Source organism: Xanthomonas sp. NCPPB 901 (assembly GCF_056725085.1).
In genome coordinates, this window is record NZ_CM161511.1 from 755,270 (window position 1) to 777,004 (window position 21,735).

Annotated in this window: 19 protein-coding genes; 9 read left to right on the top strand and 10 right to left on the bottom strand. The window is 71.2% G+C overall.

The window, feature by feature from the left end:
* Nucleotides 1–73: 73 nt before the first annotated feature.
* Both AC1PME_RS03170 and sppA read left to right on the top strand, forming a co-directional pair.
* Complete coding sequence (locus AC1PME_RS03170; protein WP_254460247.1) at nucleotides 74–1,444, top strand: MATE family efflux transporter; 1,371 nt, start codon at nucleotides 74–76, stop codon at nucleotides 1,442–1,444.
* 76 nt (nucleotides 1,445–1,520) lie between these two features.
* Nucleotides 1,521–3,419, top strand: coding sequence for a signal peptide peptidase SppA (gene sppA, locus AC1PME_RS03175; protein WP_307548387.1), 1,899 nt, complete (start codon nucleotides 1,521–1,523; stop codon nucleotides 3,417–3,419).
* A gap of 82 nt (nucleotides 3,420–3,501) precedes the next feature.
* Here sppA and AC1PME_RS03180 read toward each other — a convergent pair whose 3' ends face one another.
* Nucleotides 3,502–3,729 carry a hypothetical protein gene (locus tag AC1PME_RS03180; RefSeq protein ID WP_481097272.1) on the bottom strand — a complete coding sequence of 76 codons (228 nt, stop codon included), beginning with the start codon at nucleotides 3,727–3,729 and terminating at the stop codon, nucleotides 3,502–3,504.
* A gap of 66 nt (nucleotides 3,730–3,795) precedes the next feature.
* On the opposite strand from AC1PME_RS03180, the gene AC1PME_RS03185 reads away from it, so the two are divergent.
* On the top strand, nucleotides 3,796–4,569 hold the full coding sequence (locus tag AC1PME_RS03185) for an SDR family oxidoreductase (protein WP_481097273.1): 774 nt from the start codon (nucleotides 3,796–3,798) through the stop codon (nucleotides 4,567–4,569).
* Between the two features lie 1,188 nt (nucleotides 4,570–5,757).
* On the opposite strand, the gene AC1PME_RS03190 is transcribed toward AC1PME_RS03185, so the two are convergent.
* The 3 genes from AC1PME_RS03190 to tsaC all read right to left on the bottom strand — a co-directional run bounded on the left by AC1PME_RS03190 (nucleotide 5,758) and on the right by tsaC (nucleotide 8,015).
* The gene (locus tag AC1PME_RS03190; RefSeq protein WP_481097274.1) at nucleotides 5,758–6,405 is read right to left on the bottom strand and encodes a DUF4124 domain-containing protein; all 648 of its coding nucleotides are present in this window, start codon (nucleotides 6,403–6,405) and stop codon (nucleotides 5,758–5,760) included.
* Entirely contained in the window at nucleotides 6,405–7,160 is a 756-nt protein-coding gene (locus AC1PME_RS03195; RefSeq protein WP_481097275.1) for a DUF4124 domain-containing protein, read from the bottom strand. The genes AC1PME_RS03190 and AC1PME_RS03195 overlap by 1 nt, the downstream gene beginning before the upstream one ends.
* 294 nt (nucleotides 7,161–7,454) lie before the next feature.
* Entirely contained in the window at nucleotides 7,455–8,015 is a 561-nt protein-coding gene (tsaC, locus tag AC1PME_RS03200) for an L-threonylcarbamoyladenylate synthase type 1 TsaC (RefSeq protein ID WP_254460252.1), read from the bottom strand.
* On the opposite strand from tsaC, the gene AC1PME_RS03205 reads away from it, so the two are divergent.
* Complete coding sequence (locus tag AC1PME_RS03205) at nucleotides 8,014–8,220, top strand: HvfA family oxazolone/thioamide-modified RiPP metallophore (protein WP_481097276.1); 207 nt, start codon at nucleotides 8,014–8,016, stop codon at nucleotides 8,218–8,220. The two genes, tsaC and AC1PME_RS03205, sit on opposite strands and share 2 nt — an antisense overlap.
* 97 nt (nucleotides 8,221–8,317) lie before the next feature.
* Here the strand turns inward: AC1PME_RS03205 and AC1PME_RS03210 are convergent, their stop codons facing one another.
* From AC1PME_RS03210 to AC1PME_RS03235, 6 genes are all read right to left on the bottom strand, one after another.
* Nucleotides 8,318–10,804, bottom strand: coding sequence for a DNA topoisomerase I (locus AC1PME_RS03210; RefSeq protein ID WP_254460253.1), 2,487 nt, complete (start codon nucleotides 10,802–10,804; stop codon nucleotides 8,318–8,320).
* Nucleotides 10,805–11,042: 238 nt separating this feature from the next.
* Nucleotides 11,043–11,990: an RDD family protein gene (locus tag AC1PME_RS03215; protein ID WP_307548397.1), complete on the bottom strand. Its 948-nt coding sequence runs from the start codon at nucleotides 11,988–11,990 to the stop codon at nucleotides 11,043–11,045.
* Nucleotides 11,991–12,028: 38 nt separating this feature from the next.
* Entirely contained in the window at nucleotides 12,029–12,751 is a 723-nt protein-coding gene (locus AC1PME_RS03220; protein WP_481097277.1) for a pilin, read from the bottom strand.
* 21 nt (nucleotides 12,752–12,772) lie between these two features.
* Nucleotides 12,773–13,246: a DUF494 family protein gene (locus tag AC1PME_RS03225; protein ID WP_010340686.1), complete on the bottom strand. Its 474-nt coding sequence runs from the start codon at nucleotides 13,244–13,246 to the stop codon at nucleotides 12,773–12,775.
* Nucleotides 13,247–13,289: 43 nt separating this feature from the next.
* Nucleotides 13,290–14,444 (bottom strand): DNA-processing protein DprA, encoded by a 1,155-nt coding sequence (dprA, locus tag AC1PME_RS03230; protein WP_481097278.1) that lies wholly within the window; start codon nucleotides 14,442–14,444, stop codon nucleotides 13,290–13,292.
* A gap of 81 nt (nucleotides 14,445–14,525) precedes the next feature.
* Entirely contained in the window at nucleotides 14,526–15,659 is a 1,134-nt protein-coding gene (locus tag AC1PME_RS03235; protein ID WP_481097279.1) for a LysM peptidoglycan-binding domain-containing protein, read from the bottom strand.
* 138 nt (nucleotides 15,660–15,797) lie between these two features.
* Between AC1PME_RS03235 and def the strand changes: the two genes are divergently transcribed.
* From def to AC1PME_RS03260, 5 genes are all read left to right on the top strand, one after another.
* Nucleotides 15,798–16,310 (top strand): peptide deformylase, encoded by a 513-nt coding sequence (def, locus tag AC1PME_RS03240; RefSeq protein WP_254460258.1) that lies wholly within the window; start codon nucleotides 15,798–15,800, stop codon nucleotides 16,308–16,310.
* Between the two features lie 109 nt (nucleotides 16,311–16,419).
* Nucleotides 16,420–17,343, top strand: coding sequence for a methionyl-tRNA formyltransferase (gene fmt, locus AC1PME_RS03245; protein WP_481097280.1), 924 nt, complete (start codon nucleotides 16,420–16,422; stop codon nucleotides 17,341–17,343).
* Nucleotides 17,344–17,518: 175 nt separating this feature from the next.
* Nucleotides 17,519–18,838: a 16S rRNA (cytosine(967)-C(5))-methyltransferase RsmB gene (rsmB, locus tag AC1PME_RS03250; RefSeq protein ID WP_481097281.1), complete on the top strand. Its 1,320-nt coding sequence runs from the start codon at nucleotides 17,519–17,521 to the stop codon at nucleotides 18,836–18,838.
* Nucleotides 18,839–18,863: 25 nt separating this feature from the next.
* A complete protein-coding gene (locus tag AC1PME_RS03255; protein ID WP_481097282.1) occupies nucleotides 18,864–20,579 on the top strand; it encodes an ArnT family glycosyltransferase in 1,716 nt (571 codons plus the stop codon).
* 85 nt (nucleotides 20,580–20,664) lie between these two features.
* Entirely contained in the window at nucleotides 20,665–21,687 is a 1,023-nt protein-coding gene (locus AC1PME_RS03260; protein ID WP_481098060.1) for a glycosyltransferase, read from the top strand.
* Nucleotides 21,688–21,735 lie beyond the last annotated feature (48 nt).

The following is a 21,735-nucleotide window of genomic DNA, read 5'->3' on the forward strand; positions in this document are numbered from 1 at the left end:
ATGCGCGGCCTCCGCCACCCGGTGCCGGCGCTGTCTGCGCGGCCGCAGTCGGCGGGATCGCCAGAGTCTTGCAATGGTTTCGTCCTCCACCCCGGCCTCGGTCCGGGGCCGCGAACTGCGCACCACCGCGCAACTCGCCCTGCCGCTGGTCCTGGGGCACGTCTCCACCGGGCTGATCAGCTTCGTCGACAACGTGATCGCCGGCCACCACGGCACCCGCACGCTGGCCTCGGTGACGGTCGGCACGGCCCTGCTGTGGCTGCCGATGATGGTCCCGATCGGCACCCTGATCGCCCTGACCGCCTCGGTGTCGCAGCTCGACGGCGCCCGCCGCCAGGCACAGATCGGGCCGCTGTTCCGGCAGGCGCTGTGGCTGTCGCTGGGCCTGGGCCTGCTGATGTTCGCGTTCCTGAGCGTGATGCCGATGGCGCTGCCGCAACTGGGCATCGCCCCGGAGATCGTGCCCGGCGCGCGCGACTTCCTGCACGCGATCCGCTGGGGCGTGCCGGCGCTGGTGCTGTATTTCTGCATGCGCTATCTCAGCGAAGGCATGCACTGGACGCTGCCGACCATGCTGCTGGGCTTCGGTGGCCTGCTGCTGCTGGCCCCGCTCGGCTATGCGCTGACCTTCGGCCTGTGGGGCCTGCGCGAACACGGCGCCGGCGGCCTGGGCATGGCCTCGGCGATCACGATGTGGGCGCAGGCGCTGTGCTTCGCCGTCTACCTGGCGCGTTCCAGGCGCTTCGCGTCGCTGCGCCTGTTCGCGCAGTTCGAGGCGCCGGACCTGCGCGCGATCGCCGGGCTGCTGAAGACCGGCTTGCCGATCGGCGTGACCATCCTGATGGAAGGCGGCCTGTTCATCGTCACCGCGCTGCTGATCGCGCGGCTCGGCGAGGTGCCGGCGGCGGCGCACCAGATCGCGATCAACGTGGCGCAGCTGTGCTTCATGGTACCGATGGGCGTGGCCGAGGCGACCACGGTGCGGGTCGGCCGCGCCGCCGGCGCCGGCGACGCGGTCGGCGTGCGCGGCGCGGCCTGGGCCGGCTATGCGATCGTGCTCGGCACCCAGGCGCTGTCGGCGCTGGTGCTGCTGTTCGGCCACGACGCCATCGTCGGCATCTACACCAGCGACCTGGCGGTGGCGGCGTTGGCCTCCACGCTGCTGCTGTACGCGGCCACGTTCCAGTTCCCCGACGGCGTGCAGGTGCTGTCGGCCGGCGCGCTGCGCGGCCTCAAGGACACCCGCGTGCCGATGCTGCTGGCCCTGTGCTCCTACTGGGGCCTGGGCATGCCGCTGGGCGCCGGCCTCGGCCTGTGGCTGGGCTGGGGACCGCAGGGCATGTGGATCGGCCTGATCCTGGGTCTGACCGCGGCCGCGGTGATGATGGGCGCGCGCTTCCGCTGGAGCAGCGCGCGCCTGCTGGCCGCGCCGGCGGCCCCCTGACTTCAGACGCATGTGCGGCGCCTGACGCAGCCGGTATGCTGCGCGGGCGCAAGACGCCTTCCTTTCGGAGCTTTCCATGAACCAACCCGTGCGTCGCAGCCCCATCGCCAACTTCTTCGTCGGCCTGTGGGATGTGATGAACTTCACCCGCCGGTTGATCCTCAACCTGGTGTTCTTCGGCTTCCTGTTGCTGGTCCTGCTGGTGATGGTGTTCGCCATGGCGCGCGGCGACGGCGCCAAGGCCCTGCGCGACCGCACCACGCTGCTGATCGCGCCGGAAGGCAAGCTGGTCGAGCAGTTCAGCGCCGACCCGGTCAGCCGCGCGCTGGCCAAGGCGATGAACGACAAGGGCGCGCAGGAGATCCAGTTGCGCGACCTGGTACGCGCGATCGAGGCGGCCAAGACCGATCCGAAGATCGAGCGCGTGGCGCTGCGCCTGGACAAGCTGCAGCCCAGCGGCTTCGCCTCGATGCGCGAGGTGGAGAAGGCGCTGCAGGACCTGCGCGGCTCCGGCAAGCAGATCGTCGCCTACAGCGACAATCTGAACCAGTGGCAGTACCTGCTGGCCGCGCAGGCCAACGAGGTCTACCTGGATCCGATGGGCTCGATGACCCTGGAAGGCCTCGGCCGCTACCGCCAGTACTTCCGCGAGGGCCTGCAGGACAAGCTCGGCGTGGACGTGCACCTGTTCAAGGTCGGCGAGTACAAGTCCGCCGCCGAGCCCTACGTGCTCGACGCGGCCTCGCCGGCGTCCAAGGAAGCCGACCTGTTCTGGATGAACGACGTGTGGCAGCGCTACGTGGCCGACATCGCCAAGGCGCGCAAGCTGGCGCCGGAGCAGATCAGCGCCGGCATCGACACCATGCCCGAGGGCGTGGCCGCCGCCGGCGGCGACCTGGCCAAGTTCGCCCTGCAGCAGAAGCTGGTGGACGGCCTGAAGACCCGCGAGGACGTCGAGCAACTGCTGGCCAAGCGCGGCGTGGCCGACGACGATGCCGACACCGGCTATCGCAACATCGACCTGGACGGCTACCTGCAGCAGTTGGACCTGCGCCGCTCGCCGGTGGACTCGCGGCCGCAGGTGGCGGTGGTGGTGGCCGCGGGCGAGATCAGCGGCGGCGAACAGCCGGCCGGCCGCATCGGCGGCGAGTCGACCGCGGCGCTGCTGCGCCAGGCGCGCGACGACGAGGCGGTGAAGGCAGTGGTGCTGCGCGTGGATTCGCCCGGCGGCGAAGTGTTCGCCTCCGAGCAGATCCGCCGCGAGGTGGTGGCGCTGAAGGCCGCCGGCAAGCCGGTGGTGGTGTCGATGGGCGACCTGGCCGCGTCCGGCGGCTACTGGATCAGCATGAACGCCGATCGCATCTACGCCGACCCGTCGACGATCACCGGCTCGATCGGCATCTTCGGCATGATCCCCAACATCACCCGTACCCTGGACAAGATCGGCGTGCACACCGACGGCGTCGGCACCACCCGTTTCGCCGGCGCGTTCGACATCACCCGGCCGATGGATCCGGCGGTGGGCCAGCTGATCCAGTCGGTGATCGACAAGGGCTACGCCGACTTCACCGGCAAGGTCGCGCAGGCGCGCGGCAAGTCGGTCGAGGCCATCGACCAGGTCGCGCGCGGCCGCGTGTGGAGCGGTGCGCAGGCCAAGGAGCGCGGGCTGGTGGACGCGTTCGGCGGCTTCAAGGACGCGGTGGCCGATGCCGCCGCACGCGCCAAGCTGGGTGGCCAGGACAAGTACCGGGTGCGCTACATCGAAAAGCCGGCCACGCCGTTCGCGCAGTTCGTCAGCGGGTTCGCCGGCAGCCGCCTGGGCGTGTGGATGCTGAGCGACTCGGCGCTGGGCCACGCCCTGCTGGCGCGCAGCCTGCCGGAGTTGGACACGCAGCTGCGCTTCGTCAAGGACGCGGCCGACACCCGTCCGGGCGCGCCGGTGAAGGCGCTGGCCTACTGCTTCTGCGGGCTGTGAGCCGGCGCTGAGCCGTCGGCGGCGCGCCCTCGCGGGCGCGTCGCATCTTCACTGCAACGCCGGCCCTTGCGGCCGGCGTTTTTCATTGTGCGGTGGCGGCGTCGAGCGCGGCGTTCTGCGTGGCCGCGGCGTGGTCGAGTGTGGCCTGGGCCTGCCTGGCCCGGTCCAGCGGCTGGGCGATGGCGGCACGCATCGCGCCGGCCTTCGGCGCCGGCGGCGCATCGGGCGGTTGCGGCGGTTCCGGCTTGCATGCGGCCAGCAGGGCGAGCAGCGGCAATGCCAGCGTCATCCTGCGCAGTAGTGCGGACATGGCGGCGACCTCCTCGAGGGTGGAGGTATCATCCTACGCCTCCCCCGTGAGCAGACAGGCACGCGCATGCAGCACCGTTGGCGGCTGGACGGACAGACCGCGTTGATCACCGGCGCCAGCGCCGGCATCGGCCTGGCGATCGCGCGCGAGTTGCTCGGGTTCGGCGCCGACCTGCTGCTGGTGGCACGCGACCTCGATGCGCTGGAGGCCGCGCGCGACGAACTGCGCGACGCCTTCCCCGAGCGCCGCATCCTGGCGCTGGCCGCGGACGTCGCCGACGACGAGGACCGCCGCGAGATCCTGGACTGGGTCGAGGACCATGCCGACGGCCTGCACCTGCTGATCAACAACGCCGGCGGCAACGTCAGCAAGGCCGCGGTGGACTACACCGAGGACGAATGGCGCGGCATCTTCGAGACCAACCTGTTCTCCGCGTTCGAGCTGTCGCGCTACGCGTACCCGCTGCTGGCGCAGCATGCGGCCTCGGCGATCGTCAACGTCGGCAGCGTGTCCGGGCTGACCCACGTGCGCAGTGGCGCGCCCTACGGCATGACCAAGGCGGCGCTGCACCAGCTGACCCGCAACCTCGCCGCCGAATGGGCCGAGGACGGCATCCGGGTCAACGCGGTGGCGCCGTGGTACATCCGCACCCGCCGCACCTCCGGGCCGCTGTCGGACCCGGACTACTACGAGCAGGTGATCGAGCGCACGCCGATGCGCCGCATCGGCGAGCCGGAGGAAGTGGCGGCGGCGGTCGGCTTCCTGTGCCTGCCGGCGGCCAGCTACGTCACCGGCGAGTGCATCGCGGTGGATGGTGGCTTTTTGCGTTATGGGTTCTAGCGGTCAGCCCCTGCATAGCGGCTGTGCGCGCGCAGGGCACCAGCCGAAAGGAGCGGTGTAGTGCGTCTCGGGCGCTACGTCGTCGGGACTGAAGTCCCTCCCACAAAGGCGCGGGCGCTCACCGCGGTGGACGGTGGCTTTTTGCGTTATGGGTTCTAGCGGTCAGCCCCTGCACGGCGGCCGTGCGTGCAGGGCACCAGCCGAAAGGCGCAGCTTAGGTACGTCCCGGGCGCTACGTCGTCGGGACTGAAGTCCCTCCCACAAAGCGCGGGTGCTCACCGCGGTGGATCGGCTCCTTTGCCTGCCGGCGGCCAGCTACCTTGCTGGCGAAGCATCGCGGTGGACGGTGGCTTCTTGCGTTACGGGTTTTAGCGGTTCAGCTCCTGCATGGCGGCTGCGTGCGCAGGGCACCAGCTGAAAGGCACGGCGTAGGTGCGTTTCGGGCACTACATCGTCGGGACTGAAGTCCCTCCCACAGGGGCGCGGGCGCTCACCTCGGTGGATCGGTTTCTGTGCCTGTCGGCGGCCAGCTACCTTGCTGGCGAAGCATCGCGGTGGACGGTGGCTTTTTGCGTTACGGGTTTTAGCGGTTCAGCTCCTGCATGGCGGCTGCGCGTGCAGGGCACCAGCTGAAAGGCACGGCGTAGGTGCGTTTCGGGCGCTACGTCGTCGGGACTGAAGTCCCCCCACAAAGGCGCGGGCGCTCACCTCGGTGGATCGGTTTCTGTGCCTGTCGGCGGCTAGCTACCTTGCCGGCGAAGCATCGCGGTGGATGGTGGCTGCTTGCGTTACGGGTTCTAGCGGTCAGCCCCTGCATGGTGGCCGTGCGTGCAGGGCACCAGCCGAAAGGCGCAGCTTAGGTACGTCCCGGGCGCTACGTCGTCGGGACTGAAGTCCCTCCCACAAGGGGCCCCGCTCACCCTGGTGGACCGGCTGCGGCGACGAGCGCCATGACGTGGCGGCGGCGGTCGGGTGCCTGTGGCTGTCGGCGGCCTGCTACATCACCTGCGCATCGCGGTCGACGGCGGGTTTTGCGCCATGGGCAGGCGTGTTGCAAGCGCGGCAACCGCGCGCATCGCCATCCGTAGGAGCGGCTTCAACCGCGACCGGGCGTTCCCGGTAAGGCTCCGTCGTGGCTGAAGCCGCTCCTCGTAAACCAGGCGCACAACCATGCGCGAGCGGGACGGGTCACGGCACAGGCCGCTCCTGCGCACCGCAGTTGCTGGCCTCAAGCAGGTGCTCGCGGCGTTCGAACTCGGTGTGCAGCGCTTCGGCATGCTCGGGCACGGCGAAGCGCCAATGCGTTTCGGCTTCGGCCACATAGCTTTTCCAGGCCTCGCACAACTGCTCGGCGGGCAGCGGCTGGCACTGGTCGCGCAGCACTTCGCAGGCGCTGCCGCCGGCCTGGTTGGGGCCACCGTCCAGGTCCGTCGTGCTCAGCGGCACGCAGCGCGGCGGCGGTTCGGCGACTTCGCCGATATAGGACGCCTGCTCGCGGGTGGTGCAGGTGTACAGCGGCGGTGGCGGCAGCGCTGGCGCCGGGGGCGGTGCAGCGGCCGCGGGGGCGGGCGGGGTGGGCGCGTCCGCAGGCGTGGCGGCGTTCGTCGCGCTCGCCGGTGGCGGCGATGGGGCGGGCGGGGCCGCGGGCACGGCCGGCAGCGCGGCGCTGCCGACGCCCTGCATGACCTTCTTCTGCTGGCGCATGCCCTTGGGGCAGGGCTTGTTCTGGATGGTCAGGTTGTCCTGCGCGTCGGTGCAGCGATAGAACACCACCGGTTCGGCGGGCGCGGCGCTGGCGCACGCCAGCAACGCGATCAGGCAGAGCGCACGGCGCATCAGCCGCTGCCGCAGTCGCGCGCCAGGCGCGCGTCGATGCCGCGCTGTTCGGTCTCCAGCGCGCGGCGCTCGCTCTGCAGCGCGCTGTTGTAGCGACGGATCAGCTCCCAGCGGCGGTCGCTCAGGCGCGCGCAGACCTCCTGCTCGGGCAGCGCCGTGCAGGTGTCGCGGATCAGGGTGCTGCCGGCGGGCACGATCACGCCGGCGCCGGCGGTCATCACCGGCGGCGGTGGCCCGGGTGGGCGCGGCGCACCCGGCGGAGGCGGTCCCGGCGGGCGGTGCGGGCGGCCATCGGGGCCGCGCTCTGACGGCCGCGCGTAGGGACCTTCGGCGTAGCCGTAGGCCCACAGCGGCACCCAGCGCGGGTTGCCGGCATTGTCGTCGCTGGTGTAGCGCGTGCCTTCCGGTGTCACGCACTCGTACATCGGCTGCGCTGGCTGCACGGTGACGATGCGCAGTTCACGCTGCGGCAGCGGCGCCGGCGAGGCCGCCCCGCGCGCCGGATCGGTGCTCAGGGTGGTGGTCGGCCGCGGTGGCGGATCGCGCGGTCGCTGCATGTCCAGCACCTGCTGCTGGCGCGCGTTCTCGCAGGGGGCGTTCTGCAGGCTGACCGCGCCGGAGGCGGCGATGCAGCGGTAGATGCGCACCGACGCGTTGCTGCCGTCGCTGCTAATGGTCTGCGTCTGTTGCGCCCAGCCGTCACCGCTCAAGGGCGACAGGCTCAGCAGCAGCAACGGGCGGAGAAGGCGGCGCATGCGCGCATCTTGCGCGCCTCGGGCGGCCAGGGAAAGGGCGTGCGCGTCGGGATTGAGGGCGCGACGGTGTCGCGGCAGGCCGGCGCGTTGATCCATCGCTGCGAGGCTTCGCCCGACCCTCATCCGCCCCTGCGGGGCACCTCTTTCTGAGGGGAGGAACAAAGCCCCTCTCCCCCCGGGAGAGGGGTTGGGGTGAGGATCCGGAGCGCGAAGCGCCCACGTCGCACCATCGCGCGCTTGTCGCCAAGCGTCAACGCAGCGGAAGCGCGGCGTGCCGTGCGCGAGGCCGGCGCCTCAGGCGCGCAGGATCTGGTCGCTGGCGGCGTCGCGGATCGGGGTGGGTTGGGCCAGGCCGCCGGTCTCGCCGTCGATCAGGCCGTCGAGGGCGTCCAGCAGCAGCGGATCCAGTTCGCTGCGCTGCCGCGCCGGCGGCTCGCCGCCGCGGTTGGCGCTGGTCGACACCAGGGCGCCACCCCAGGCCCGGCACAGGGCGGCCACCAGCGGATGCGCGCTGATCCGCACGGCGATGCCCTGGTGCGCGCCGGTGATCCAGGGCGGCGCATGCGCGGCGGCGGGCAGGATCCAGGTGTGCGGTCCCGGCCAACTGGCCAGCACCGCGGCCAGCCGTCCCGGCGGCAACGCCGACAGGTCGAGCAGCGGGCGCAGCGGATCCAGTTCGGCGGCGACCACGATCAGGCCCTTGTCCACCGGCCGCTGCTTGATCCGCAGCAGGCGAGTCACGGCATTCTCGTCGTGCGGATCGCAGCCCAGCCCCCACACGGCTTCCGTGGGGTAGGCGATCACGCCGCCCTGGCGCAGGACGGCGACGGCATGGCTCAGCGACAGGTCGGTCATGCGCGCATCATGCGGCACGTCCTTGTCTAAGGACAATGAGGGTCATTGCGGAGCAGGGCGGATCGGCGCAAGGCGCGCTGGGCCGGGCCTCGTGGCCGAACCCACGACATGGGCAAGCGCGGTGCCCGCAGCAGCGGGGCGTGCGGGGGCGCGCTGCCTAAGCGATGTGCGCCAGCAAGGTCGAGGGCAGGCGGTGGAGCGATGAGGCGAGCGGGTGCTGATGGCGGCGCGCGCCATGCGCCGTGCTCGGCCGCGCCCCCAAAGTTGAAGGCCGCCGCGAACGGCAGCCCGACAAGGGCGGCTCAGCCGCCCTTGGCCACCGTCTTCTTGGCCGCCTTCTTCACCGCTTTTTTGGCGGTTTTCTTCGCGGCTTTCTTGACCGCCTTCTTCGCTGCCGGCTTGGCCGGGGCGTCGGCGGCGGCCTTCTTCGCTGCGCTCTTCTTCGGCGCGGCTTCCTTCTTGGCGGCGGCCTTCTTGGCGCCGAAGCCCTTGCGCACCGGCTTGCCGGTTTCCTCCAGCAGCTTCTGCACTTCGTCCAGGCTCAGCGTGGCCGGCTCGCGATCCTTGGGGATCTTGCCGTTGAGCTTGCCGTCGCTGATGTACGGGCCGAAGCGACCGTTGAGCACCTGGATGTCGCTGCCGGGGAATTGCTTGATGATGCGGTTGCGCGCGATCTCTTCCTTCTCCTCGATCAGGAACACCGCGCGGGCCAGGTCGATGGTGTAGGGATCGTCTTCCTTCTTCAGCGAGGCATAGACGCTGCCGCGCTTGGCGAACGGACCGAAGCGGCCGATGCCGACGCTGACGTCCTCGCCCTTGTCCTGGCCGAGGCTGCGCGGCATCAGGAACAGCTCCAGCGCCTCCTCCAGGGTGATGGTGTGCATGCTCTGGCCGGGACGCAGCGAGGCGAACTTGGGCTTGTCCTCGGCATCCTCGGCGGTGCTGCCGATCGCCGCGTACGGCCCGAAGCGGCCCAGGCGCACGCTCACCGGCTTGCCGGTCTTGGGGTCGGTGCCGAGCTCGCGCGCGCCGCTGGCTTCGGCGCGGTCGACCGATTCCTTCTTGTCCTCGACCAGTTCCTTGAACGGTTCCCAGAAACGCGACATCAGCGGGATCCAGTCCTCCTCGCCGCGCGAGACCGCGTCCAGCTCGTCCTCGAGCTTGGCGGTGAAGTCGTAGTCCACGTACCGGGTGAAATGGCTGGACAGGAACTTGGACACCGCGCGGCCGACGTCGGACGGACGGAAGCTGCGGCCTTCCATCTCCACGTACTTGCGGAACAGCAGGGTCTGGATGATCGAGGCATAGGTCGAGGGACGGCCGATGCCGTACTCTTCCAGCGCCTTCACCAGCGCCGCTTCGGTGAAGCGCGGCGGCGGCTGGGTGAAGTGCTGCTCGGCCAGGATGCGTTCCAGCGGCACGCGATCGCCGGGCTTCATCGCCGGTAGCTTGCGGCCTTCGTCCTCGTCCTCGGCGCTCTTGTTGTCCTTGCCTTCCTCGTACACGGCCAGGAAACCGGCGACGACCACGGTGGTGCCGCTGGCGCGGAACACGTGCTCGCTGCCGGCCGACAGATCGACGCTGACGGTGTTGAGCGTGGCCGGGATCATCTGGCAGGCCACCGCGCGCTTCCAGATCAGCTCGTACAGCTTGCGCTCGTCGTCGGTCAGGAAGCGGGCGACCTGCGACGGGGTGCGCAGCGCCGAGGTCGGACGCACCGCTTCGTGCGCCTCCTGGGCGTTCTTGGACTTGGTCTGGTAGGTGTTGGGCTGGTCCGGCAGCGAGGCGATGCCGTAGTCGCGGGCAATCACGTCGCGGATCTCGGCCAGCGCCTCCTGCGACAGGTTGACCGAGTCGGTACGCATGTACGAGATCAGGCCGACCGTGCCTTCGTCGCCGATCGCCACGCCTTCGTACAGCTTCTGCGCCACCTGCATGGTCTTGCGGGTGGTGAAGCCGAGCTTTCGCGAGGCTTCCTGCTGCAGCGTGGAGGTGGTGAACGGCGGCGCCGGGCGGCGCTTGCGCTCCTTGCTGGCCACGTCGGTGACGTGCAGCGCACCCTGCGCGGCCTGCTGGATGCGCAGGCGCGCCGACTCGGCGGTGTCGCCGTCGGTGATGGTGAACTGCTCGAACTTCTGCCCGTCGAGCTTGATCAGCTTGGCGTTGAAGTGCTGCGAGGGATGCGCGCAGTCGGCGGCGATGGACCAGTATTCGCGGGCGACGAAGGCTTCGATCTCCTCCTCGCGCTCGACGATCATGCGCAGCGCCGGCGACTGCACGCGGCCGGCGGACAGGCCGCGCTGCACCTTGCGCCACAGCACCGGCGACAGGTTGAAGCCGACCAGGTAGTCCAGCGCGCGGCGCGCCTGCTGCGCATCGACCAGGTCGCCGGCGATCTGCCGCGGCTGCGCCATCGCTTCCTTGATCGCGCGCGGGGTGATCTCGGTGAACACCACCCGGTGCAGCGGCTTGCCCTTGAGCAGCCCGCGCTCCTGCAGGATCTCGGCGATGTGCCAGCTGATCGCCTCGCCCTCGCGGTCCGGGTCGGTCGCCAGGTAGATGTCTTCGGCCGCCTTGGCCGCCTTGGCGATGGCTTCGACGTGCTTCTCGTTCTTGTCGATCAGCGCGTAGCGCATCGCGAAGCCGTCGTCCGGATCCACCGCGCCTTCCTTCGGGATCAGGTCGCGCACGTGCCCATACGAGGCCAGGACGTGGAAATCCTTGCCGAGGTATTTGTTGATCGTCTTGGCCTTGGCGGGCGATTCGACGATGAGCAGGTGCTTGGACATGGCGGGTCGGGCTTCGATGGGCGTGGGCGGACGCCCTGGGGGCGGTAGGGTGGCGCAATTGCTCCGGTTAGTGAAGCGTTGCGGTCTCGCAGAGAAGCCGACGCCCGGGACGGAACCCCCGGGCGTTCAGCTACGGCGCTTATTTATTAGTGGGCATGTCCGGCGTCCGCTGTCAAGCCGGCGGCGGCCGGCCCGGCCGCCGCGCACGTGGTCGCGCGGCTTGCGGCGCCCGCCGGACTCAGTGCCAGCCGCCCTTGGCGGCGATGCCGATCGCCAGGGCCACCAGCAGCACCGCAGCCGCCATCAGCAGGCCGAAAATCGTCAGGATCACCACGGTGACCGTGCCGAGCTTGCGCTGTTGCCATTCCGGGTGGTCGGTGTAGGCCCACTTGTCCACCACCAGCGTGTCGCAGAGCATGTCGTGCAGGGCCTGCTTGCGTTCGGTGAAGGCGGCCATCAGCAGGCCGATGCCCAGGGTCAGGCTGCTCAGCATGAAGCCGAAGTAGCGGCCCACGCCGCGGGCCACGCTGATGCGGCTGCCGTCGGTGCGCACCACCTTGATGCCGACCGCCATCTTGCCCAGCGTGGCCTGCTTGGTGGAGGCGTGGAACAGGCCGTAGTACAGCGCCGAGATCGCCATGGGCAGCAGGTACAGCAGGACCAGCATGACGATGCCGGCCGCGGTGGCGAAGTCGGGCTGCTTGCCGAAGCCGTTGATCCCGAAGAAGCCCAGCATCACCACGAACTGGATCACATTGGCGACGATGCCGACCAGGACCGCGTCGATCAGGTAGGCGGCCACGCGCTTCCAGAAGCCGGCCTGCACCACCTCGCCGCCGCCGACCACGCGCGCGCCGCCGTCGAGCACGGCCGCGGGCGCCGCGTAGGGCGAGGCCGCCACGGCCGGCGCGGGTGCGGGAGCGGCCCAGGCGTCGGGGACGGCCGGGGCGGGCGGCGGAACCTCGCCGGCGGCCTCCAACGGCGCCAGTGCAGGCGCCGGCGCCGGTGCCTGGGTCAGGCCGAGTTCGTCGACGAATTCGGCCAGGGTGCGCCATTCGCTCAGGCCCTCGCGCCAGACCAGGGTGGACAGGCCGATCTCGCCACGCTGGAAGCAGTGCTGCACCTCGGCAGCCGGGATGGGCCCATGGCGCTGCTGCGCCGCATCGGCGTAGTACCACTCAGTCATTGTGTTCCCCGGAGTTGCAGTCGAAAACGGTGTGCCGGTCAGCCGCCGCGGCAGTGGACCGGCAGGACGCGGTCGTCCAGGTCGGAACTGCAGTTCCAGGCGGACGTGCGTTCATCGTAGTCCAGCCACAGCGCTTTGCCATCCAGGCGCTTTTGGTCGGGCAGGTGCAGCGTGGCTTCCAGCCCGCAGTGGCCGTTGTCGAAACGGCCGACCCGCACCTGCGCGATGGCATCGCCGGCATAGCTCTGCGGGGTGCCGAAGCCGGTGTCGCCGTTCACCGGGCAACGGTGCTCCTGCGCGGCGAACGCGCCGATCTGGTCCTTCAGCGGCGCCAGGGTGCCGAGCGCCTGCGCGACCTTGGCGCGTGCCAGGTAGTCCTGGTAGGCGGGCAGGGCGATCGCGGCGACGATGCCCAGGAACGCCACCAGCAGCACGCCGCCGACCACGGCGATGATGGCCGTGATCGCGCAGCCGGACAGGCCGTTGCGCGGCGCGACGGCGGCAGCGGCGCGTGCGGGAGCGGCGGCCTGGAGCGGCGGCGGCAAGGGGGGCGGGGTGGGCGCGTCCGGCAGGCCCAGTTCGGCGGCGACCGCGTGCAGCGGCCGCCACTCCGGCAGGCCTTCGCGCCAGACCAGGGTCTCGTGGTGCAGGCGGCCGTCGTGCAGGCGTTCCAGCAGGGCCGACGCCGGCAACGGGCCGTGCCGTTCGCGCGCGGCGTCGACGTAGTACCAGGCCGCCAATGGAGAGGTGTCTTCGTGCATCCGTGCGCGACCGTCAGTGGCTCAGTGGACCGGTTCCGGCTCGTCGACAAACATCTGCGTTTCCATCCACGCGTATGCCGCCTCGGCGCCGGGCTGGTTGAACAGCACCATCAGCACCACCCATTTCAGGTCGTCCAGGTCCAGCTCGTCCTGGTCCAGGGCCATGGCCCGGTCCAGCACCAGTTCGCGCTGGTCGCTGTCGAGGATGCCGTGCTGTTCCAGGAACAGCAGGAAACCGCGGCATTCCACGTCGAGCTTGTCCAGTTCCGGGCCGTGGTAGATGCGGATCGGCCCGTCGATGCGCGGCTGCGCCACGGCCGGGCGCTGGTCGGCCAGGGCGTCGAGCCAGTCGAACGCCTTGCTGATCTCGGTGGGGCTGAAACCGGCCTGGATCAGGCCATTCTGGAGGGAGTCGCGATCGCGGACCGGATCCGCGTCTTCGCTGAAATAGTGTTCGAACAGGTACAGCAGGACATCCAGAATGCTCTCTTTCATTGCCCCTCGGCCTGCGTCGCGAGACGCTGTGGAGGTGAAGAAACTAGGGTTTGCGGGTGTAACGACCGCGTTCGACCGCCACGTAGCCATCCAGTTCCATGGCCAGCAGCATGGAGGACGCCGCTGCGGCCGTCAATCCGCTGCGTGCGATCACTGAATCCATACAGATGGGGTCGTGGCCCAGCGCCTGCCACAAGCGCTGGTAGTCGGGGTCGGGAAAGGCCGGCGTGGCGCCGCGCGCGGTGCTGGCTTCCTGTGTGGGGGCATTCAGGCGCCCGCGCAAGGCGTCGGCGAGTTCTGCGGCCAGCGGTGCGACGCCGGCCAGCACCTCCTCGGCGCTTTCCACCAGTCCGGCGCCGTCGCGGATCAGCCGATGGCAGCCGCGCGCCAGCGGGTTGTGGATCGAGCCGGGCAGGGCGAACACCTCGCGCCCGGCCTCGGCGGCCAGCCGCGCGGTGATCAGTGCGCCGGAGCGGGTGGCCGCCTCGATCACCAGGGTCGCCAGGCTCAGCCCGGCGATGATCCGGTTGCGCGCCGGGAAGTGGCCCGGCCGCGCCGGGGTGCCGGGCGGATGCTCGCTGACCACCGCGCCGCGTTCGGCGATCTGCGTGCGCAGGGCGGCATGCTGGCGCGGGTAGGCCAGGTCGGGGCCGGTGCCGACCACCGCCACGGTCCGCCCGTCGGCGCGCGACAGTGCCGCCCGGTGCGCGGCGGCATCCACGCCGCTGGCCATGCCGCTGGTGACCGCGAAGCCGGCCGCGGCCAGGGCCAGGGCGAAGCCGTAGGCGTTGTCGCGGCCGCCGGCGCTGGGCGCGCGACTGCCGACCACCGCCACGGCCGGGTGCCACAGCGCCGCGGGGTCGCCGTCCACGTACAGTGCCAGCGGCGGGTTGGGCGCACGTCGCAGCAGGGTGGGGTAGTCGGCATCGTGGCAGCCGAGCAGGTGCCGGCCTGGTTGCGCCAGCCAGTGCTCGGCGGCTTCCAGCGCGGCGCGGTCGGGCCGCTGCAGCGCGGCGATCTGCGCCGCGTCCAGGCCGGCGGCATGCCAGCCGGAGGGGCCGGCGGCCAGTGCCGCGGCCGGGCTGCCATGCTGCTCCAGCAGTTGCCGGCGCGGGGCGCTGGCGCCGGCGGCCAGCGACAGGACCAGCAGGGCCGGGTCGGCGGGTGCGTCGATGCGGGCGGTATCAGGCTGGGACATGCGCCCAGGCTAGGCCGCAGACGCAGACGGCGCCCTCGGGCGCCGTCTGCAATCGCTGTAGGGGGATGCCCCGGCGGCGGGTCAGCGTGCGTCCGGGTGCTTGACGTCGTAGCCGATGCGGGTCGGCTTGATGCCGTCCATCACCAGCGCGTAGCTGACCTTGTCGAAGGTGCGGAACACCATCGCATGCGCGGCGTATTCGTCCGGCAGCGCCACGGTGCCGCCGCCGCCGGTGAAGCCGTCGTCGGCACGCGAGGTATCGGGGAGAAGCACGCGGTTGTTGACCCGGGTGCCGTGGCGCCACAGGGAGAACACGGTGCCGTTGTCGATGCCGTCGCGGCGGCCGCCGGAGATGGCGATCACGTCGCGCGGGCCGGCCACGCTGAACGCGTCGGCCACCGCCAGCACCCGCAGGCCGGCCGCCAGCGCCTGCTCGGACGGCGGATGCGGCACGAACTGCAGGTCGTAGGGCTGCGCCTCGACCGGGATCAGGCGGTCGCCGGCGCGCACTTCGCGGGCGTTGTCCTGCAGCAGCAGAGTGGTGGCCTGGCGGCCGTCGGCGGAGACCCGGGTGACGGTGCCGATGTTGACCTGGGCCAGTTCGTAGCCGAGGGTCTCGCGGCGCTTGTCCGGCGGCACGAAGGTCTGCCACAGGTTGCCGCTGCCGGGAATGCTGCGGCCTTCGGCGTTGAGGTCGTCGCTGAGCTTGGGCAGCAGGTAGCGCACGGTCGGGCGGACCACGGCGTAGCGCTGCCCGGCCTGGGCCTGGCCGAGGCCGACCGCGTAGACCAGTTGCCCGTCGGTGGCGCGCAGCCGGTTGTCTTCGATGCCGACGACGTAGGGCAGGTGGTCGATGCGGTCGACCACGCGCAGGTTCTTCAGGAACGGCTCCACCTGCGCCAGCGGGATCGCGTCGATCGGCGCGTCCTGGCGCGGGCCCGGCTTGACCGCGGCATGCGCCACCCGGTCCAGGTAGGCCAGGCTGAGCACGTCGCCGGGGTAGATCAGGTGCGGGTTGTGCACCTGCGGATTGGCCTGCCAGATCTCCGGCCACAGCCAGGGCTTGCCGAGGAAACGCCCGGCGATGTCCCACAGCGTGTCGCCCTTGCGCACCACGTAGGTGTCGGGGTGTTCTGCGGCCATGCTGGCGGAAGCGGCATAGGTCGCCACGGTGAGCATCGCCACGGCGACGACCGTGCGGAGTCGATTGAACATGAGCGCGGAGCCTGATTCCCCAACAGGTTGGCGCACTATAGTGCAGAACCCAGGTGCGGGCGCAAGCGCCGGGCGCAGAAACGGGTAGAATTCGCAGGCCTTGCCGAATCGTCCGGCGCCCCCATCCTGGGTATCGCTATGGCCCTGCTCCCCATTCTCGAATTCCCCGATCCGCGCCTGCGTACCAAGGCGGTGCCGGTCGAGTCCGCCGAGGTCACCTCCGCGGCGTTCCAACGCCTGCTCGACGACATGTTCGAGACCATGTACGACGCGCCCGGCATCGGCTTGGCGGCCAGCCAGGTGGACGTGCACAAGCGCTTCATGGTCATCGACGTCAGCGAGGAGAAGAACGCCCCGCAGGTGTTCATCAACCCGCAGATCGTGCAGCGCGACGGCGAACAGGTGTACCAGGAAGGCTGCCTGTCGGTCCCCGGCATCTACGCCGACGTGGCCCGCGCCGACGCCATCACCGTGCGCTACCTGGACCGCCAGGGCCAGCCGCAGGAACTGAGCACCGACGGCCTGCTGGCGGTGTGCGTGCAGCACGAGATGGACCACCTCGACGGCAAGCTGTTCGTCGACTACCTGTCCCCGCTCAAGCGCGAAATGGTGCGCAAGAAGCTGGCCAAGGCGCGCAAGCACGTGGCTTGAAGCGGGGAACCGGGAATGGAGAAACGGGAATCGTAAGTGCGGTGCCCGTGACCTTCCCGGGTTCGCGCTTTGCCCATTCCCTCTTCCCCATTCCCGGTTCCCAGCCTCCATGAAAATCGTCTTCGCCGGTACGCCGGACTTCGCCGTGCCGTCGTTGCGCGCGGCTGCGCAGCGCCATGAAGTGGTCGCGGTCTACACCCAGCCGGACCGGCCGGCCGGGCGCGGGCGCGGGCTGACCCCGTCGCCGGTCAAGCTGGAGGCGGTGGCGCGCGGTATCCCGGTGCTGCAGCCGCAGACGCTGCGTTCGCCGGAGACGCTGCAGGCGCTGCGCGCGCTGCAGCCGGACCTGATCGTGGTGGTGGCCTACGGGCTGATCCTGCCCAAGGCGGTGCTGGCGATCCCGACCCATGGTTGCTGGAACGTGCATGCCTCGCTGCTGCCGCGCTGGCGCGGCGCCGCGCCGATCCAGCGCGCGATCGAGGCCGGCGACACCGAGACCGGGGTGTGCCTGATGCAGATGGAGGCCGGGCTGGACACCGGCCCGGTGCTGCTGTCGCAGCGCACGCCGATCGGCGCCGAGGAGACCGGTGGGCAGTTGCACGACCGCCTGGCCGCGCTCGGCGCGCAGGTGCTGGCCGACGGCCTCGGTCTGCTGCGTGCCGGCCTGCGCCCGGCGGCACAGCCGCAGCCGCAGGCCGGCGTCACCTATGCGCAAAAGCTGGACAAGGCGCAGGCGCGGCTGGACTGGCAGCAGCCGGCGGCGCAGCTGGCGCGGCAGGTGCGCGCGTTCGATCCGTGGCCGGTCGCCGAGGCGATGCTGGCCGGCGAGCGGGTGCGGGTGCGCGGCGCGATCGCGTTGGACCTGGCCCACGGGCAGCCGCCGGGCACGGTACTGGCCGCCTCCAAGCAGGGCATCGATATCGCCTGCGGCCAGGGCGCGCTGCGCCTGCGCGTGCTGCAGCGCGACGGCGGCAAGGCGATCACCGCCGCCGACTACCTCAACGCACGGCGCGACCTGCCGGTGCTGGCCTGACGCGCGTGCCATTGCGTATCGCGGACGCCGTGCTGGGCCTGGCAGGCGCGCCTGTGGCTGCGTCCTCGCTGAGGCTTGAGCGGGCGTTCACTGCTCCGCGTGTCCGCGCCTTGCGCGCGCGCCACCACGGCGCAGCATGCGCGCGCGGGAACGCCCCGTTCTGGAGCGTGCGCCGATGACCGCGACCCCCGCTGCCGTGTGGCCGCCGGGCGTCGCCCCGCGGGTGGTCGCCGCCCGCGTGCTGACGGCGGTGATCGACCGCGGCCGCTCGCTCAAGGCCGAACTGGCGGCCGCGTTGCCGACGCTGCCCGATTCGCGCGACCGCGCGCTGGTCGAGGCGATCTGCTTCGCCGTGCTGCGCCGCCGCCCGGCCTACGAGGCGGCGTTGCGGATGTGGTTGCAGAAGCAGTTGCCGCAGCGCGACGCCGAACTGCGCGGCCTGCTGCTGGCCGGCTTCGCCCAGCTCGATGCGCTGGGCCTTGCACCGCATGCGGCGCTGTCGGCGACGGTGGAGGCGACGCGCGCGCTGGACCGGCCGCGCCAGGCCGGGCTGGTCAATGCGCTGCTGCGGCGCGCGCTGCGCGACGGGCTGCCGGTGGTCGCCGCCGATGCGGGCTGGCCGCTGTGGCTGCGCGATGCGCTGCAGGCCGACTGGCCGCAGCAGGCCGAGGCGATCTTCGCCGCCAGCCAGCAGCCGGCGCCGCTGTGGCTGCGGGTCAACCGCCAGCGCGGCACCCGCGACGCCTACCTGCAGGAACTGGCCGCGGCCGGCATCGCCGCGCAGGCATCGCCGTTGCTGGCCGATGCGATCCGGCTGGAGACGCCGCTGGCGGTGGGCGCGCTGCCGGGCTTCGCCGACGGCCGCGTCTCGGTGCAGGACGGCGCGGCGCAGCAGGTCGCCGACGTGCTGGCGCCGGCGCCGGGTGCGCGCGTGCTCGACGCGTGCGCGGCGCCCGGCGGCAAGTCCGCGCACCTGCTCGAACGCGACCCGAGCCTGCGCCTGACCGCGCTGGATGTGGATGCGCGGCGCCTGGCGCGGGTCGGCGAGACCTTCGCGCGCACCGGCGCCGGCGCGCAGGCGCAGCTGCAGGTCGCCGACGCGGCGCAGCCGCAGGACTGGTGGGACGGCGTGTCGTTCGACGCGGTGCTGCTCGACGCGCCGTGTTCGGCCACCGGCATCGTGCGCCGCCAGCCGGATGTGCTGCTGCACCGCCGGCGCGAGGACGTGGTGGCGCTGCAGGCGCTGCAGGCGCGCCTGCTCGATGCCGCCTGGCAGGTGCTGCGGCCGGGTGGGGTGCTGGTCTACGCCACCTGCTCGCTGCTGCAGGACGAGAACGCGCGGCAGGTGCAGGCAATGCTGGCGCGGCAGCAAGGCGCGGCGCTGGAGGACCCGGGCGCGGCCTGCGGGCATGCCTCCGGCGGCGGCCGCCAGCGCTTCCCCGGCGAGCAGGACTGCGACGGTTTCTACTACGCGCGGTTGCGCAAGACGGCGTGAACCGGCCCCGGTATCATCGCCTCCCATGCTGAAGACCCGCGCGTCCCGAGAGTTCTGGTTGTTGGCCGTCCTGGCGGTGCTGGTGCTCGGCACCGGCCTGGGCCTGCGCGATCCGCACCCGGCCGACGAACCGCGCTTCGCGCTGGTCGCCAAGCAGATGGTGGACAGCGGCAACTGGCTGTTCCCGCACCGCGGCACCGAGCTGTACTCGGACAAGCCGCCGATGCTGATGTGGCTGCAGGCCAGCTTCTACACCCTGTTCGGCAACTGGCGGGTGGCGTTCCTGCTGCCGTCGCTGCTGGCCGGGCTGGGCACGCTGGCCTGCGTCTACGACCTGGGCCGGCGCCTGTGGACGCGCCGCGTCGGCATGTACGCGGCCTACGCGCTGCTGTTCGCCTTCCACTTCACCTACCAGGCGAAGAAGGCGCAGATCGACCCGCTGGTGGTGTTCTTCATCACCCTGGGCAACTACGCGCTGCTGCGCCACCTGTTGCGCGGGCCGGACTGGCGGCTGTGGGCGCTGGGCTGGTTCGCCGCCGGCCTGGGCACCATCACCAAGGGCGTGGGCGTGCTGGCGCTGCTGATGCTGCTGCCGGCCGCGGCGGCGTCGCTGGCGCACTGGCGCGGGGTCCGGGTCGGCCTGCGCGATGCGCGCTTCTGGCTGGGGCCGCTGGCGTTCCTGGCGGCGGTGTCGATCTGGCTGGTGCCGATGGTGACCACGGCGCTGTCGAGCAACGCGCCCGAGTACCGCGCCTACCTCAACGACATCCTGTTCCGGCAGACCGCCGGGCGCTATGCCAAGTCCTGGGACCACGCGCACGGGCCGCTGTACTTCTTCGGGGTGATGCCGAGCATGTGGCTGCCGGTGCTGCTGGCGCTGCCGTGGGCGATCCCGGCCTGGGCGCGGCGCCTGCGCCGCCGCGATGCGCGCTACCTGCTGCCGCTGGCCTGGTGGGCGCTGGTGGTGCTGTTCTTCTCGATCCCGACCGGCAAGCGCGACGTCTACATCCTGCCGGCGCTGCCGATGCTGTGCCTGGCGATGGGCCCGCTGATCCCGGGGCTGTTGCGCAAGACCGGGGTCAAGCGCCTGCTGCTGGCGTTCACCGCGCTGCTGACGCTGGCGCTGCTCGGCGTCGGCGCGGCGATCCTGCTCGGCCATGGCTTCCGCGCGAAGATGATGGAGGACCGCGGCATCGATCTGGTCACGGTGCAGGTGCTGGCCTGGATCCTGCTGGCGATCGGGCTGTGGGGCGTGGCCAGCCTGGCCGCGTTCGCGCGGCGCCGTCCGGAACTGGCGACGGTGTCGACCCTGACCATGATCTGGGTGATGGCCGGGTTGCTGGTGTATCCGTTGATCAACCTGTCCAGCTCGGCGCGCGGGGTGATGGAGGCGGTCGGGCGCCGCATCGGCCCGGACGCCGAGCTCGGCCTGGTCGCCTGGAAGGAGCAGAACCTGCTGATGGCCGACCGCCCGGCAGCGACCTTCGGTTTCGTGGTGCCCTGGGACGAGCAATTGCGCCGCGGCATCGCCTGGCAGGCGCAGGCGCCGCAGCGGCGCTGGCTGCTGGTGCAGGAGGCGGCAATGCTGGGCTGCGTCGATCGCAGCGCCAGCACCCTGGCCGGCGTGTCCAATCGGCGCGACTGGTGGCTGGTCCCGGCCAACGCCGTGCACGGCCACTGCGTGGTCACCGAGGACGACCGCGACCGCCTGCGCGAGCAGGACAAGGACCGCTTCGAATGAGCCGCCCCCGCGCAATGCGGCGGCGTGGCGCGGGTGCCGGTGGCGGCCAGTGTGCCGCGCGGGCCGGGGGGCACGCGTGCCGCGTCTGATCCGGGTCATCAGCCGCGACAACGGCGGCGGCCTCAGCCGCGACCTGCAGGTGGTCGCCGACCTGCTGCGCGACACCGGCAAGTACCGGATCGAGGTGCTGGGCTTCGGCACCGTGCGCATGATCAATCGCCTGCGCGAACTGCGCTTGTTCCTGCGCAGCCTGTTGTTCGGGCGCGCCGACCTGCAGATCTTCCTGGAGCGGGTGTATCCGCGCTGCCTGGGTAGCGGCCTGCGCAATGCCTTGATTCCCAACCCGGAGTGGTTCCGGCACAAGTGGCTGCGCTGCCTGCCGCGCTTCGCCCAGGTGCTGTGCAAGACCCGCCAGGCCGAGCAGCGGTTTTCCACGATGGCGCCGACCGCCTTCATCGGCTTTTGCAGCGACGATTGCTACCGTCCTGAGGTGCCGCGCGAACGCGCCTGCCTGCACGTGGCCGGGCGCAGTTCGGCCAAGGGCACGGCGCTGCTGCTGCAGACCTGGGCGCGGCACCCCGAGTGGCCACGGCTGACCGTGGTGCAGAGCGCGAAGAAGTCCCACCCGATCGAGGCCGAGAACATCGACTACCTGACCGGCTACCTGGACCAGCAGGAACTGCGGCGGCTGCAGAACGCGCACCGCTTCCATCTGTGCCCCTCCGAGGTGGAGGGTTTCGGCCACTACATCATGGAGGCGCTGAGCGTCGGCGCGGTGGTGATCACCACCAACGGTGCGCCGATGAACGAGCTGGTGAGCGCCGAGCGCGGCGTGCTGATCGACCCGGTCGGCGAGGGCCCGGACAATTACGGCGTGCGCTACCGGATCGAGGCCGCGGGCCTCGAACAGGCGATGGCGCAGGCACTGGCGTTGTCGCCGATGCAGTGCGACGCGCTGGGCACCGCCGCGCGCGGCTTCTTCGAGACGCGCCGGCGCGAGTTCGGCGAGCGCCTGCGCGCGGCCGTCGCCGACCTGCTCGGGGAGGTGCCGCCGCCGGTCCTGCCGGCCAGCCGCGGCGTCGATCGCGAGCAGGTCAGGCCGGGTTAGGGAAGTCCCCCGGATCATCGCCGACCAGCCCACCGCCACGGCCATTCC